Origin of the sequence: Albibacillus kandeliae, assembly GCF_003116585.1 — a bacterium.
Taxonomy (GTDB): Bacteria; Pseudomonadota; Alphaproteobacteria; order Rhodobacterales; family Rhodobacteraceae; genus Albibacillus; species Albibacillus kandeliae.
In genome coordinates, this window is the sequence record NZ_QEHM01000007.1 from 168,745 (window position 1) to 181,953 (window position 13,209).

Here is a 13,209-nt window from a genome sequence, read left to right on the forward strand (position 1 = left end):
ACAAATGTTGCAACGCGCGATCGACTCCAGCCCTCACAGCCCGATCACCGACGCGGTTCCGGCAGGCGCACCCCTCGTGCGCCTGACCGGGGTGGCCAAGGACTATAACGGGTTCCAGGCGGTTCACCCTCTCGACATGACCATCGAGCGCGGCGATTTCGTCTCGATCCTCGGGCCGTCGGGATGCGGCAAGACCACCCTGCTGCGGATGCTCGGGGGCTTCATCACCCCGAGCCAGGGGCGGATCGAGGTCGACGGCGTCGACGTGACGGCGCTGCCGCCGGAGAAGCGCGCGACCAACATGGTGTTCCAGGGCTATGGCCTGTTCCCACACATGAGCGTGCGCCAGAACATCGGCTATGGCCTGCGGCTGGCGAGGACGCCCGCGCGCGAAGTGGCGGAGCGGGTGGAGGAGATGGTGGACCTCGTCCAGCTTGGCGCCTTTGCCGAGCGGGCGCCGACGGCCCTGTCCGGCGGGCAGCAACAGCGGGTGGCGCTGGCGCGCGCGCTGATCATGCGGCCCAAGGTGCTGCTGCTGGACGAACCCTTTGCCGCGCTGGACCTGAAACTGCGCAAGGCCATGCAGGACGAGATGCGCCGCCTGCACGATGCCATCGGCGGAACGTTCGTCTTTGTGACTCATGACCAGACCGAGGCGATGGCGCTCGCCAACCGGATCGCGGTGATGGAGGGCGGGCATTTGCGCCAGCTTGGCACCGCCGAGGAGATCTACCTGCACCCGGCCAACCACTTCGTTTCCGCCTTTGTCGGCGAGGCGAATTTTGTCCGGGCAATGCGCCGCAACGGGCGTGTCGCGCTGTCGAACGGGCTGACGGTGGTCTCGCCGGGTGAGGATGGAGACGTCGAGATCGGCGTGCGCCCCGAACGGTTGATGATCGGGGCCCCGGCGGAAGGGGCGGATGTCTGTCTGCGCGGCTCGGTGACCGAGCGCCTGTTCCTTGGCGCCCATGTCCAGTACCGGGTGCTGACGGAAAGCGGGGAGACCCTCGTGGCCAATGCGCTCGAAGGGCATTTCAGCCCCGGCGACAGCCTGCGCATCGGCTGGAACCTCGCCGATCAATGGGTGGTCGCGTCATGATGGGCGTGGCGGTTGCGACGATGCGGCGGAATCTGCTGCTGGTGCCTGCCATCGCGGTGCTGGGCGGGCTGTTCCTCGTGCCGCTGGTCTGGTTCCTCGTGGTCTCCTTCTACCGGGTCTCGCTGTTTCAGCTGGTCCACGAGCCCAACCTCGCGAACTACGCGCGCATCTGGTCGGACTACCTTGGCCCTATCGGCTATACCGCCGGGATCAGCGCGCTGATTGCCGTTGTCACCACTCTGTTGGCCTTTGTGGTGGCCCACCTGATCTGGTCGCGCGGCGACGGCTGGGGCAACTTCCTGCTGGGGGCGACCTTGCTGACCCTCTTCGGCGGCTACCTCGTCAAGATCTACGCCTGGCGCACGCTGCTGGGGCGCGAAGGGATCGTGAACAACACGCTAGTCGGGCTGCACCTGACCGACAATCCGATCGACGCGCTGCTCTACAGCCCGCTGGCGGTCGTGCTGGTGCTGGTCAGCTACCTGCTGCCCTTTGCGATCCTGCCCGTTTACGGCGCGCTGCGCCCGATCGACCCCACCAGCCTCGAGGCGGCGCGCGACCTCGGGGCCTCGCCCTGGGGCGTTCTGCGCGACGCGGTGCTGCCGCGGATCGTGCCCGCGCTGCTGACCGCCTTTGCGCTGAGTTTCCTCGTCAGCGCCGGCGACTACGTGACGCCGCGCATGGTGGGGGGCACCCGGACACAGATGATGGGCAACTTTATCGAGAGCCAGTTCGGCCTGCGGATGAACATGCCACTTGGCGCGGCGATGACTTTTTCCACCCTGCTGACCTCCATCGCGGTGATCGCCGCCGCATGGATCGGGATGCGCACTTTCCTGAGGGCGAAATGAAACAGCACGTCGCACGCAACCTTGGGCTGGTCGTAGGGATCCTGACGGTGGTGTTCATGACCGCGCCGCTGGTCCTTGTGGTGCTGTTCTCGTTCAACGACTCTGTCGTCATGACCTTTCCGATCAAGGGGCTGACCTTTGACTGGTACCGGACCCTGCTGTCGCGTGACGATTTCTGGGGCGCCCTGCGCAACAGCGTGATCGTGACGCTGGCGGTCGGCGCGGGATCGACGGTGATCGGGACGCTGGCCGCGATGGTGATCGTCCGGATGCGCCCGCGCGTCTCGGCGCTGGCCATGTCGCTCTTCGGACTGCCGATGATGATGCCGCCGCTGGTGCTGGCGCTGGCGCTGCTGACGCTGTTCTCGGCGCTGGGGGTGCGGCTGAGCCTGATGACCGTGGTGCTTGCGCATCTGACCTTTACCATGCCCTTCGTGATCCTGATCGTCACCGCGCGGCTGCGGGATTTCGACACTGCCATGCTCGACAGCGCGCGCGACCTTGGCGCCAGTCCCTGGACCGCGTTCCGGTCGGTCACCTTCCCCATCATCCGGCCCACGCTGTTCGGTGCAGGGCTGATCGCGATGGCGCTGTCGCTCGATGACTTCATCATCACTTTTTTCATGCTGGGCGGCGGCAACACGCTGCCGACGCTGGTCTGGGGCATGTTGCGGACTGGGGTTGATCCGTCGATCAACGCCCTTGGCGCTCTGATCCTGCTGGCGACGCTCGGCACCTCGGCGCTCGCCCTGCGGATAACCGGGTATCGCGGATGACACTTTCGTCGGCCATAGGCGACATGGCCGGTCGGGAGGCCGGCCCCGCGGTCCGCTGTGATCGCGGGGTTGTGCCGGCCGCGGCGCTTGACCACGAGGCCTGGGTGAACCCGGGCACGCTGGCCGGACTGGTCACCTCCATCGGCTGCGACAGCTTCTTCGATCAGCTCCTTGTGTTTGTCTGCGCCCACGTGCCGATCGACAATTGCGTCGTCGTGGTCTTTACCTCGATGGGACGGCCGCTGATCCTGCACCAATGGTCGCCGCAGGAGCCGAACTACTTCAAGATGATGTACGCCCAGGGGGCCTACCAGCTTGATCCCTTTTACCTTGCCAGCCTCGATGACCGGCGCGACGGGGTGCATTGCCTGAGCGCCATCTCGCCGGACAACTTCGAGGAGTCCGACTTTTTCGAGACCTATTACCGCAAGGTCCAGATGCGGGACGAGATCGGGCTGCTGGTGCCCTACGACCGTCACCTGACGCTGCACCTGTCGCTGGGGCGGCGCCTAAGTTCCCCGGTCTTCACCGAGGCGGACCTGGAGGGGATCCGGTTCCTTGAACCGTTGCTGCGCGCGGTGCTGCTACGCCACTGCGGGTCGCTGATCGAGAGGGCGCTGCATGCGCAGAGCACCTCGCAGGGGGCGGCGACGACCTTCGCCACCATGCTGGCCGACCGCTGGGCGGAGCCCTTCGGGGTGACGATGCGCGAGGCCGAGACCGCCGCGCTGATCCTGCGGGGGCATTCCAACACCTCGATCGGTCTCGTGCTCGACATCAGCCCCGAGACGGTCAAGGTGCACCGCAAGAACCTGTATGCCAAGCTCCGCATCTCGTCGCCGACGGAGCTTTTCATGTTGTTCATCAACCAGATGATGCCGCTCGACCTGCCGCCTATCGCGGTCAGGTCGTGAGCGGCGAGAGCGCGACGAGGACCCGATGAAGACAGTCGTTTGTACCGGCACCGCCTTCGAGCGGGGGCTTTCGCATGGCCACCAGCTGCGCGAGCTGATCGTGGCGGGAGTCGCGAAATGGCGGGTGGCCCTCCTTGGTCCTTCGGCGGATGAGGCCGCGTTGCAGGTCTATGCAGAGGGGTTCCTTGGTGGCACCGGTCTCTGCGGTAGCGCACGTCGGCTGACCCCCGGGCTGGTCGAGGAGGTCGCGGGGATCGCCGCCGGGTCGGGTCAATCCTTCGAGGTGATCATGGCGTACAACCTGATGGACGAGCTGTGGTGGTTCGCGCTCGAACCCGAGTTGGCGCCGCCGGGTTGTTCGGTGATCGGACGGGCAGGGGTCGGACGGCGGCGAAGCTTTGTCGCACAGAACATGGACCTTCCGCTTCACATGGCGGGGCAGGACGTTGTCCTTCAGCTCTCCGGGCCGGACATGCCGGACACCCTCCTGCTGAGTGCGGCGGGTATGATCGGGCTGACAGGGATGACACGCCACCTGGCCGTCTGCGTGAACACGCTACTCATGTTGCCGCATGAAGCGGGTGGACTCGGCGTGGCCTTTGTTCTGCGGGCCTTGCTGGCATGCCGGTCTGTGGCCGAGGCCGCCGCGCTGATTCAAGAATTGCCTCATGCGAGCGGTCAGCACTACGTGTTGGTCGATCAAAGGAACCTCGTGGGGTTCGAGGCGAGTGGAGGGGGTGTCGTTGCGGTCGGTGGTGCGGATCGGTATCTCCATACCAACCATCCGCTAACCGAGCAGGCGTGCGATCCTTTGACCGAGGCGCTGCTCGACCGGTCCGGGCGGATCGCCAACTCGCGGCAACGCATGAAATACCTCGAAGGCGTTCCCGGGACGCTTCATGCCCGTGCAGCCCGAACGATTCTAGACGACTCGACCACACCGCTCTGTCTTCGGGGTGATGCCGGCGAGGGGATGCGGACCTTTGGTTCGGTCCTCTTCCGGCCCGGCGAGGGGGCACGGGCAGAGGTCAGGGGCGGGATCGCCGGTTCGGCGCGCTGGAGCGTCTTCCCGATGTGAAAAAGCCCGCGCGGAGACGCGAGCCGTTCTCGGTGGAGGCTGTCCTCAGGATCGTCCGGAGATCGCGTCTGCCGGGAGACAGGGCACCCGGCCAACCCGCCAACGTGTAACGTGATCCGAGATGGTAGTGAAGCGGACGCCCGGGCGCCCCTTGATGTGGGCGATCAGCCCTTCGAGCAGTTGGAGACGCGCGCCGCGCCCGGAGACCTGCGGGTGCATGGTCGGCACGAAGATCCCGGTTCCGACCCGGTCATAGAGGTAGTCGAACTCGTCGATCCAGGTCTGCAGGACCTGGCGTGGGCTGCCGCCCCCCTGCAGGACACCGCCGTTGAAGCCGACGTACTCGAAGTGCGGGAAGTCATCGAGCATCCAGTGCACTGGCACCTCCACCAGATCGACAGGTGTGCCCCAGCTCCAGGCCTCGGTCATGGAGGCGACGTCGCCCTCGCGACACCAGTAGGGTTCGTACTCCGATCCCATTTGGCTGCTGTCGTAGGCAAAGCCGTATTCGCGCAGCAGGGGAAAGGTGTTGGCGGTCACTTCCCAGCCAGGAGAACGGTAGCCCACCGGGCGCAGGCCGACGACCTGTTCCAGCGCCTCGAACCCCTTGTCGAGAAAGCGGCGTTCGTCGTCCGGACCGAACAGGGCCGGGTTTTCGTGTATCCAGCCGTGGTGCCCGATTTCGTGACCGGCATCGGCGATGGCCTCGACCGTCGCGGGAAAGGCGAGCGCGGTGTGGCCGGGGACGAAGAAGGTGGCGGGAATGGCATGTTCGGCAAGGAGAGTGAGGATTCGCCGCACGCCCTGCGGGCCGAACTCGCCGCGAGAGAGCATGCTGGGCGCGGTCGATCCGAACCCGCCGAGCCACACGGACATTGCGTCGAAGTCGAAACTCAGCGCGACGCTGACGTCTTTTTCGGTCATGGAAACCTCCTGGTCTGGCGTGTCAGTGGTCTGGCTCGGTCATCGCAAAGGCGTCGATCTCGATGATCATGCCGGGATAGGCGAGCGCGGGCTGTGCGATCTCGGTGGTGGCGGGGCCGGGCGCGGTGAAACGCTCGGCGCGGGGCAGAAGGCTCTCGCGCAGAGCGGGCAGGCCTGACGACCCCTCGTACATGGTGGTCAGCTTGACGATGTCGGCAGGGGTGGCACCAAGGTCCGAGAGGATCGCCTCAATGTGCCCCATCGCCGTTCGGGTCTGTGCTGCGAGCTGGTTGGGGTCGACCGCACGGCCCTGTTTGTCGAGCGAGACCTGGCCGCCGAGAAAGATCATGTCATGACATTTGAGGCCGTGGTGGTAGGGCAGACTGGTGGTCCAGTCCCAGAGACTGTCGGGCCAGGCGTGGCGGCGCGGCAGGTGGGCGCCGTCCTCGCCGAGCATGGCGACCATCTCGATGCGGATCATCTCGTCCTCCTGCGCCATGGCGGGAAGCGGGATGCCGGTGGCGGCGGGCCCCGGTTCGGTGAAGTGCGCGGCACAGGCGAGCGCGGCGGGTTCGAAGTCTTCGACGGTGCCGTGTCCGAGATACCAGCGGTTGATCTTGACCACGTCGCCAAAGCCCGCGCCGCAAGTCGCGAGCCCGGCGCTGAGCTGGCGCATCAGCTGCCGCGTTTGGCTGACGATGTCGCCCGGGGCGGCCACCGTACCCTCCAGAGAGGCCCACTGGGCCGAGAGGAAGATCATCTTGCCGCAGCGAATGCCCTGCGAGAAGGGCGCGGGGTGGGAGGCCATCTCGGGGGTCGCGATCCGATGGCGGGCGAGCGGGGTGCCGTCGGCAGCGCGCATCGCGATGCCCTCGACCAGAATGGAACAGCCCGGGTAGGGAAGGTATGGCACCGGCAGCGCGGTGATGGCGGGGCAGGCGTTCGGAGGCAGGGCAAAGGCCAGCGCCCCGAGGACCTCGGACTCGGTGGTCTCGTCGGACCGGAAGAAAACCAGCAGTTTCACTAGGTCGGTGAGGTCGGCGCCGACCTCGGCGAGCGATGCCGAGAGGGCGGAAAGGCAGTGGGCCGCCTGAACTCTGACGGGGCGCGGGGAACCGTGGCCGAAATCGCCCTCGGCCGAGAGCCAGATCATGTCGCCGGATCGCACCGCACGGCTGAAGGGGAGCTCCTGTTTGAAGGCTTCGGCGGGGTGGCAGGCGGGGCCGACGATCTCTCGGTCCATCAGAGCGTTGCCTCTAGACTTGGCGCCGTGCAGGGACCGCCCGCGTGGACGTTCAGGACACCGGCGGCGAGGTCGAGGCTGAGGGTCGCGAGGGTTTCGTACTGGTCGGCGGCGTTGCGGCGGGGGTCGTGGTGGCAGCAGACCGCCGCGATGGAGCCGAGGTGCGAGGTCATTGCTTCGACCACCTGCATTGGCGAGGTGATCCGTTGTCCGGCAATGCGCCGGTGCAGCAGGTTGTGCCGGACGAGCGTATCGGGAAAGGCGGCAGGTTCGGTGTCGCACTGCGCGGGCGCGGGGGCGAGGAAGTGGTTCGTATGGATCAGCAACCCGTCGTTGTCGGGCAGAACGAAGCTCGGGCCGCCGGGGTGCAGCTCGACGGTTAGCGCGGCTGCGGTGCCATCCTCGTAGGCTGCGAGGTTGATCGAGCTGGAGGCCGAAACACGGGCGGCGGCGAGGATCTGCGCCGCGCGGTTGATGTCGGCGCCGAGGTCGAGGGCAGCGCGGGCGGCGACGTGAACGGGCACGCCGATCCCGGCGCCGTCGCCGGTGTGATGGAGGATGGTGAAAAGCAGGCCGATCCCGCGCGTGTTGAGGCCCGCCTTGCCGACGATACCGTACTCGGTCATCGTCTTGGTCATACTGCCGTCGGCGTGGGGGATTTCCCAGACCAGCCAGCCGCCGGAAAACCGGTGATACCAGTCCCATGTCTGTACCGCGACCGGCGCGCCGCCGCCTGCCGGAAGCGCGATCACGGCGGAGCATTCGCCGCGCGTGCGTGTGCCGATCCGCGCGAGGATCTCGGTGCGGGCGTTGATCGCGGCGACGAGACGCGGATCGAGGCCCGCGCCCTCGGCCATGCCGCGGACCTCTTCGGCGAGGTGCGGTGCGAAACCTTCGATTGCCACCAGGGCTTCGGCGCCGTCGCTCTCCAGATCGTAGGCCGTTGCCGATAGGTCATCGCACATGGCGCGGTAATTCGCGACGGTTGTCGCGATCTGGCGGGGGTGTGCCGCGCCGAAGGCACGGCCGCGCGCGAAAGGGTCGCTCTCTTGCGAGCGGTAGACATAGGTCATGGCAGTTTTCCGAATGGGTCAGAGCGTGTCGCGGCCGCAGCCGTTGGTCGCCTGGGGTGCGCCGGATGTTTCCCACTGGGCCAGCGGGTTCGCGCTGCGCCAGGCATCGGCATAGTCGATCATGCGGGTGAACCGGACATCCTCGCGCTGTTTGAAGGACAGGATCAGCCGTTCGAGCATCATCAGCCGGTGGCCGCGCCCGATGACCTGCGGGTGCATGGTGATCGAATAGAGACCGCCGGGGACGTTCTCGTAGGCATAGTCGAACTCGGCTTGCCAGATCTCCTGCACCTTCGAGGGTGCGGAGAGGCCGAAGGTGTCGTTGTCGACGAACTCGAAATGCGGAAAGTCGTCCATCAGCCAGGTGACCGGCAACTCGACGATGTCGACGTTGGGGCCGAAGTGATATGGTGTTAGGCTGTCGAACGCATCGTCGCGCCGGGCATAGTAGGGGGTGAAGTCGGCCCCCATCAGCGAGCTGTCGTAGGTGAACCCGTATTCGAGCAGCAGTCCGATGGTGCGGGTCGAGAAATCCCACGAGGGGGAGCGATAGCCGCGCGGGCGGACGCCTGCCGCGCGTTGCAGTGCGTCCAGCCCCCGGTCGAGGTTGGCGCGTTCCTCTGCCTCGCTGAAGTCGGCGGGGTTTTCGTGGACCCATCCATGATGCGCGATCTCGTGGCCCTCGGCGTCGATGCGCCGGACGAGGTCGGGGTAGGCGAGCGCGGTATGTCCGGGAACGCAGAAGGTCGCCTGCAGGTCGTGTTTCTTCAGCAGGTCGAGGATGCGCGGCACCGCGATGGCGCCGAATTCACCGCGCGAGATCATCGAGGGGTTGCGGCTCTTGTAGGAGCCGAGCCAGACCGACATGGCGTCAAAGTCGAAGGTGAGGCCGCAGTGGAGTGTCATTTGGCAGTCCTTGGAAATCTGTCCGGCAGGGCGCCCGCCCCGCGTGATGGGGAGTGTGGCGGGGGCGGGGCCCCCGCGCTCAGGTCGAGTACTCGGGATCGGTGGTGATGTGCTCCTTGAGGATGATCCACCGGTCTCCCCGCTTTTCCATCGGGAAGGTGCACCACTGGCGGAGCTTGGCCTGGGTTCCGTCGGCAAGTTCGCCGCCGCCGCGCAGGATGAAGGAGGCGCAGGCGATGGAGCCCTCGGTCCAGATCTGGATGCTGTCCTCCTCGGGAAGGATCTTCCAGATCTTCATGTACTTGGCGACCATCGGGCCCCAGATACCGGCATAGTCCTTGTGACCGTAGAGCAGCGAGAGCTCGCCGCCGTAGTCGTCGATTACCATGCAGTCCGGGTCGAGGATGGCTTCGAACTTGTCGAGGCTCCAGGGGTTCTCGGGGCTGAAGGTCCAGCCGTCGATCCAGCGATCGATCGCGGCACGGACGCCGGCAATATCCTTGTCTGCCATAGCAGGTTCCTTCCTTCGTCACATGTTCTGGACCCAGACTGCATGGGACGGAGGAGGATTCGTATAACCCGCCGGGGGTAATGCGCGGCCTTCGTTCGGAGCGCTAGGGGTCTGGCCGTTGACGGCGGCAACGCCATGATCGAGGTAGAAGCCAGATGAACGATGGAGCGATGGAGCGAATGATGCCGGGCGCGGACCGGCACGGGGCCGCAGAGGGTCACGTGCTCGCCGCGATCTGCGACATGAACGGTGTGCTGCGCGGCAAGCGGGTGCCGCGGGCGCAGGAGGGCAAGCTGCTGGCCTCGGGCATCCGGATGCCGATGTCCTCCATCGGTGTCGACATCTGGGGCAGCGACGTGGTCGGCAGCGGGCTGACGCTCGACAGCGGCGATCTCGATGGCGTGTGCCTGCCGACGGGGCGCGATCCGCTGCCGCTCGACGGACCAGCCCGGGGGATGCGCCTGCTGCCGATGGTAATGGGGAAAGAGAGCGGCGGACCTTACTACGCGGACTGCCGCAATATGCTGTCGCTTGCGGTCGAAAGGCTTGCGACCCGTGGCCTTCGGGCGATGGTGGCGACCGAGCTGGAATTCTACCTGCTGGCGCCGGGCGACCGGGCCGCGGCGCCGATGGCGGGCGGGGCGGGGTCCCCGCCGAGCGGGTTCGAGAACATCTATTCGCTGGCGGAACTGGCCGTGGTCGAGCCGTTTCTCGACGCAGTCTATGCGACCGCCGGGGCCTGCGGGATCGAACTGGACGCGACCATTGCCGAGGGCGGTTCAAGGCAGTTCGAGATCAATCTCAAGCATCGCTCCGATGCGCTGCGGGTGGCTGACGATACGGTTTATCTGAAGGAAATCATCCGCCGCGCTGCGCGCAGGCAGGGGATCATGGCGAGCTTCATGGCCAAGCCGTTTGAGGATCAGGCCGGAAGCGGGATGCATGTCCATTTCTCGCTGGTCGATCAGGCGGGGGTCAACGTGTTCGACGATGGTGGTCCGGCTGGCACGGACATGCTGCGCCATGCCATCGGCGGGCTGATCGAGTCGATGCCGGATCTCAGCCTCGTCTTTGCACCGCATCTGAATTCCTACCGCCGCCTTCGGGCGGGCAGCCTCGCGCCGACGCAGGCCGCATGGGGTTACGAGAACCGGACGGCCGCGATCCGCGTGCCCGGCGGACCCAGTGCCGCGCGCCGGATCGAGCACCGCGTGGCGGGGGCCGATGCCAACCCCTATCTAATCCTCGCCGCGATCCTCGGCGCGGCGGAACGTGGCATCGAACTTGCCAAGCAGCCGCCGGCCCCGGTCAGCGGCAACGCCTATCGCGAGGCGGCGCCGAAACTGGCGTGGGACTGGCTCTCGGCCACCGACCGTTTCGAGACGTCAGAGCTGGCGAGGCTGATCCTGCACCCCGAGCTGGTGGAGACCTTCGTGGCCTGCAAACGGCAAGAACAGGAGGTTTTCGCCGGACGCATATCGCCCTTTGAATTCGCGACCTACCGGGTTTCCGTGTAGGACCGCACCCGAACCGAAAGGACTGACCATGGCCGCGCCCTATGCCGCCTCCTATTACGCCGCGACGGCAAACCCCGTTGCCCCCTTCGAACGGTTCGAGGGAGATCTCGACGTCGATGTCGCCATCGTCGGCGGTGGATTTACCGGCATCGCGAGTGCCGTCGAACTGTCCGAACGCGGTTTTCGCGTCGCTGTCCTCGAACAGAACCGGATCGGCTGGGGCGCGACGAGCCGGAACGGCGGTCAGATCACCGGGTCACTGTCCGGCGACATGGCAATGCTGCGCCAGTTTCGCCGCGCGCTCGGGCCGGGCGTGGATGAGTTTGTCTGGAACCTGCGCTGGCGCGGCCATGCGATCATCCGCGAGCGGGTCGCGCGTTATGGCATTTCCTGCGATCTGACCCCCGGCCATATGCTTGCCGCTTGGAAGCCCTCTCACGTGGCGGAATTGCGTGAGCAGCTCGAGAGCTGCCGGGCGCATGGCATGGGCGACGAGGTCGAACTGGTCGAGGGTGCGGCGCTGCGCGAGGTGGTGGCGACCGATCTCTATGCCGCCGGGCTGATCAATCGGCGCAACATGCATGTCCATTCGCTGAACCTCTGCCTTGGTGAAGCGGATGCGGCGCGCGGTCTTGGCGCGCGGATCTTCGAGGATGCCGAGGTGATCGAGGTGCGGAGGGGCGCCCGTGTTTCGCTGGTGACGCCGCGTGGGGTGGTGCGGGCAGACAAGGTGCTGCTGGCGGGCAATGCCTATCACCGCTTGGGCGGCGCAAGGTTGCAGAACATGCTGTTCCCCGCCTCGCTGGGCGTGGTGGCGACCGCGCCGGTCCCGGAGGCCCTGCGCCAGAGGCTGAATCCGCAGAACCTCGCCGTTTACGACACGCGTTTCGTGCTCGATTACTACCGGTTCACCGCCGACGGGCGGCTGCTGTTCGGGGGCGGCACCAACTATTCGGGCCGTGCCAGCGCCGACATCGCGGCGGAACTGCGCCCGGCCATCGAGCGGACATTTCCGGACCTCGCCGGGATCGGCATCGACTTTGCCTGGCAGGGTCAGGCGGGGATTACGGTGAACCGCATCCCGCAGCTCGGGCGACTGGCGCCGAACATCTTCTATGCGCAGGGGTACTCGGGGCATGGCGTTGCCACCAGCCACATCGTCGGCGAGATCATGGCGCAGGCGATGACGGGGGATCCGCGCGAGTTCGAGATCTTCGAGGGCGCCTTCCACTTCCGCAATCCGCTAGGCCGGAAGGCCGGGAACGTCATGCTGGCGCTCGGGATGTGGTACTTTCAGAAGAAGGCGCTGCTGTTGGGACAATAAGGCCGCGCCGCCCTCAGAGCCGCAGTTCGGAATGGTTTTCGACGAACCAGCGGTAGGTGGCGGCGAGGCCCTCCTCCAACTCGATCCGCGGACGCCATCCCATCGCCTTCATCAGCGAGTTGTCCATCAGCTTGCGGGGTGTTCCGTCAGGCTTGGACGGATCGGTGAGGATGCGCCCGCGAAAACCCGTGGCCCGGGCGATCATGCCAGCCAGTTCCCGGATCGAGACATCGGTTCCGCTGCCGATGTTGATATGGGACAGCATCGGGCGCGTGTTGTCGGCGTAGATGCGGACGGGGAGGTCGAGGATGTAGAGCGCGGCCAGCGCCATGTCGTCGACGTGCAGGAACTCGCGCCGGGGCGTACCGGTGCCCCAGATGGTCACGTCGCTCGCGCCGGATTGCACCGCCTCGTGAAACCGCCGCATCAGGGCAGGGATGACATGCGCGTTCTCGGGGTCGAAGTTGTCGCGCGGGCCGTAGAGGTTGCAGGGCATGACCGAGCGGTAGTCGCGCCCGTACTGTCGGTTGTAGCTCTCGCAGAGCTTGATCGCCGCGATCTTGGCAATCGCATAGGGCTCGTTGCTGGATTCGAGTTTGCCGGTCAGGAGCGCCGCTTCGCGGATCGGCTGCTGGGCGTGGCGTGGATAGATGCAGGAGGATCCGCATTGCAGCATCCGCTGCACCCCCACCTCGTGCGAGGCCTGGATCACGTTGGAGGCGATCATGAGGTTCTGGTAGATGAACTCGGCGGGGTAGGTCGCGTTTGCGTAGATACCGCCCACCTTGGCGGCGGCGAGGATGACGACCTCCGGCCGGACCTGGTGAAAGAAGTCCCGCACGGCGGCCTGGTTGGTCAGGTCAAGTTCGCTGCGCTCGCGGGTGATCAGTTGCAGGGAGGGTTCGGCCTGTCGCCGGGACTCGAGCGCGCGAACGATGGCGCTCCCCACCATTCCGCGATGGCCTGCGACGTAGTACCTGGTCATTCTCGCCT

At 66.3% G+C, this 13,209-nt stretch carries 13 protein-coding genes; 7 read left to right on the top strand and 6 right to left on the bottom strand.

Translation table 11 applies throughout. From position 1 onward, the window contains the following. The first annotated feature begins 4 nt into the window (after nucleotides 1-4). The 5 genes from DDT93_RS16670 to DDT93_RS16690 are packed head-to-tail and all read left to right on the top strand — an operon-like array spanning nucleotide 5 to nucleotide 4,718. Nucleotides 5-1,099, top strand: coding sequence for an ABC transporter ATP-binding protein (locus DDT93_RS16670; protein ID WP_109467002.1), 1,095 nt, complete (start codon nucleotides 5-7; stop codon nucleotides 1,097-1,099). Next, nucleotides 1,081-1,950 (top strand): ABC transporter permease, encoded by an 870-nt coding sequence (locus tag DDT93_RS16675; protein WP_109467003.1) that lies wholly within the window; start codon nucleotides 1,081-1,083, stop codon nucleotides 1,948-1,950. The genes DDT93_RS16670 and DDT93_RS16675 overlap by 19 nt, the downstream gene beginning before the upstream one ends. After that, nucleotides 1,947-2,726 (top strand): ABC transporter permease, encoded by a 780-nt coding sequence (locus DDT93_RS16680; RefSeq protein WP_157960206.1) that lies wholly within the window; start codon nucleotides 1,947-1,949, stop codon nucleotides 2,724-2,726. Before DDT93_RS16675 ends, DDT93_RS16680 begins: the two co-directional genes overlap by 4 nt. After that, nucleotides 2,723-3,640: a helix-turn-helix transcriptional regulator gene (locus DDT93_RS16685; RefSeq protein ID WP_109467005.1), complete on the top strand. Its 918-nt coding sequence runs from the start codon at nucleotides 2,723-2,725 to the stop codon at nucleotides 3,638-3,640. The genes DDT93_RS16680 and DDT93_RS16685 overlap by 4 nt, the downstream gene beginning before the upstream one ends. Before the next feature lie 25 nt (nucleotides 3,641-3,665). Next, nucleotides 3,666-4,718 (top strand): C45 family autoproteolytic acyltransferase/hydolase, encoded by a 1,053-nt coding sequence (locus DDT93_RS16690; RefSeq protein WP_109467006.1) that lies wholly within the window; start codon nucleotides 3,666-3,668, stop codon nucleotides 4,716-4,718. 45 nt (nucleotides 4,719-4,763) lie between these two features. Here DDT93_RS16690 and DDT93_RS16695 read toward each other — a convergent pair whose 3' ends face one another. From DDT93_RS16695 to DDT93_RS16715, 5 genes are all read right to left on the bottom strand, one after another. Then, nucleotides 4,764-5,642, bottom strand: a complete 879-nt coding sequence (locus tag DDT93_RS16695) for a polysaccharide deacetylase family protein (RefSeq protein WP_109467007.1) — start codon at nucleotides 5,640-5,642, stop codon at nucleotides 4,764-4,766. Between the two features lie 22 nt (nucleotides 5,643-5,664). Next, nucleotides 5,665-6,885: a RidA family protein gene (locus DDT93_RS16700; RefSeq protein WP_109467008.1), complete on the bottom strand. Its 1,221-nt coding sequence runs from the start codon at nucleotides 6,883-6,885 to the stop codon at nucleotides 5,665-5,667. After that, on the bottom strand, nucleotides 6,885-7,958 hold the full coding sequence (locus DDT93_RS16705) for a C45 family autoproteolytic acyltransferase/hydolase (RefSeq protein ID WP_109467009.1): 1,074 nt from the start codon (nucleotides 7,956-7,958) through the stop codon (nucleotides 6,885-6,887). The genes DDT93_RS16700 and DDT93_RS16705 overlap by 1 nt, the downstream gene beginning before the upstream one ends. 18 nt (nucleotides 7,959-7,976) lie before the next feature. Next, nucleotides 7,977-8,864: a polysaccharide deacetylase family protein gene (locus DDT93_RS16710; protein ID WP_198654880.1), complete on the bottom strand. Its 888-nt coding sequence runs from the start codon at nucleotides 8,862-8,864 to the stop codon at nucleotides 7,977-7,979. A gap of 79 nt (nucleotides 8,865-8,943) precedes the next feature. After that, nucleotides 8,944-9,375, bottom strand: coding sequence for a Cif family virulence factor (locus DDT93_RS16715; protein ID WP_109467010.1), 432 nt, complete (start codon nucleotides 9,373-9,375; stop codon nucleotides 8,944-8,946). Between the two features lie 155 nt (nucleotides 9,376-9,530). Here DDT93_RS16715 and DDT93_RS16720 point away from each other — a divergent pair, with 155 nt between their 5' ends. Both DDT93_RS16720 and DDT93_RS16725 read left to right on the top strand, forming a co-directional pair. Continuing rightward, nucleotides 9,531-10,892, top strand: a complete 1,362-nt coding sequence (locus DDT93_RS16720) for a glutamine synthetase family protein (RefSeq protein ID WP_232825483.1) — start codon at nucleotides 9,531-9,533, stop codon at nucleotides 10,890-10,892. Between the two features lie 28 nt (nucleotides 10,893-10,920). Then, the gene (locus DDT93_RS16725; protein ID WP_109467012.1) at nucleotides 10,921-12,216 is read left to right on the top strand and encodes an NAD(P)/FAD-dependent oxidoreductase; all 1,296 of its coding nucleotides are present in this window, start codon (nucleotides 10,921-10,923) and stop codon (nucleotides 12,214-12,216) included. A 13-nt stretch (nucleotides 12,217-12,229) separates the two neighbouring features. Here the strand turns inward: DDT93_RS16725 and DDT93_RS16730 are convergent, their stop codons facing one another. Continuing rightward, the gene (locus DDT93_RS16730; RefSeq protein WP_109467013.1) at nucleotides 12,230-13,201 is read right to left on the bottom strand and encodes a GDP-L-fucose synthase family protein; all 972 of its coding nucleotides are present in this window, start codon (nucleotides 13,199-13,201) and stop codon (nucleotides 12,230-12,232) included. Nucleotides 13,202-13,209 lie beyond the last annotated feature (8 nt).

Coding starts and splice junctions, on each gene's coding strand:
- DDT93_RS16670 (WP_109467002.1), top strand. CDS start 5: ATGTTGCAACGCGCGATCGACTCCAGCCCTCACAGCCCGATCACCGAC.
- DDT93_RS16675 (WP_109467003.1), top strand. CDS start 1,081: ATGGGTGGTCGCGTCATGATGGGCGTGGCGGTTGCGACGATGCGGCGG.
- DDT93_RS16680 (WP_157960206.1), top strand. CDS start 1,947: ATGAAACAGCACGTCGCACGCAACCTTGGGCTGGTCGTAGGGATCCTG.
- DDT93_RS16685 (WP_109467005.1), top strand. CDS start 2,723: ATGACACTTTCGTCGGCCATAGGCGACATGGCCGGTCGGGAGGCCGGC.
- DDT93_RS16690 (WP_109467006.1), top strand. CDS start 3,666: ATGAAGACAGTCGTTTGTACCGGCACCGCCTTCGAGCGGGGGCTTTCG.
- DDT93_RS16695 (WP_109467007.1), bottom strand. CDS start 5,642: ATGACCGAAAAAGACGTCAGCGTCGCGCTGAGTTTCGACTTCGACGCA.
- DDT93_RS16700 (WP_109467008.1), bottom strand. CDS start 6,885: ATGGACCGAGAGATCGTCGGCCCCGCCTGCCACCCCGCCGAAGCCTTC.
- DDT93_RS16705 (WP_109467009.1), bottom strand. CDS start 7,958: ATGACCTATGTCTACCGCTCGCAAGAGAGCGACCCTTTCGCGCGCGGC.
- DDT93_RS16710 (WP_198654880.1), bottom strand. CDS start 8,864: ATGACACTCCACTGCGGCCTCACCTTCGACTTTGACGCCATGTCGGTC.
- DDT93_RS16715 (WP_109467010.1), bottom strand. CDS start 9,375: ATGGCAGACAAGGATATTGCCGGCGTCCGTGCCGCGATCGATCGCTGG.
- DDT93_RS16720 (WP_232825483.1), top strand. CDS start 9,531: ATGAACGATGGAGCGATGGAGCGAATGATGCCGGGCGCGGACCGGCAC.
- DDT93_RS16725 (WP_109467012.1), top strand. CDS start 10,921: ATGGCCGCGCCCTATGCCGCCTCCTATTACGCCGCGACGGCAAACCCC.
- DDT93_RS16730 (WP_109467013.1), bottom strand. CDS start 13,201: ATGACCAGGTACTACGTCGCAGGCCATCGCGGAATGGTGGGGAGCGCC.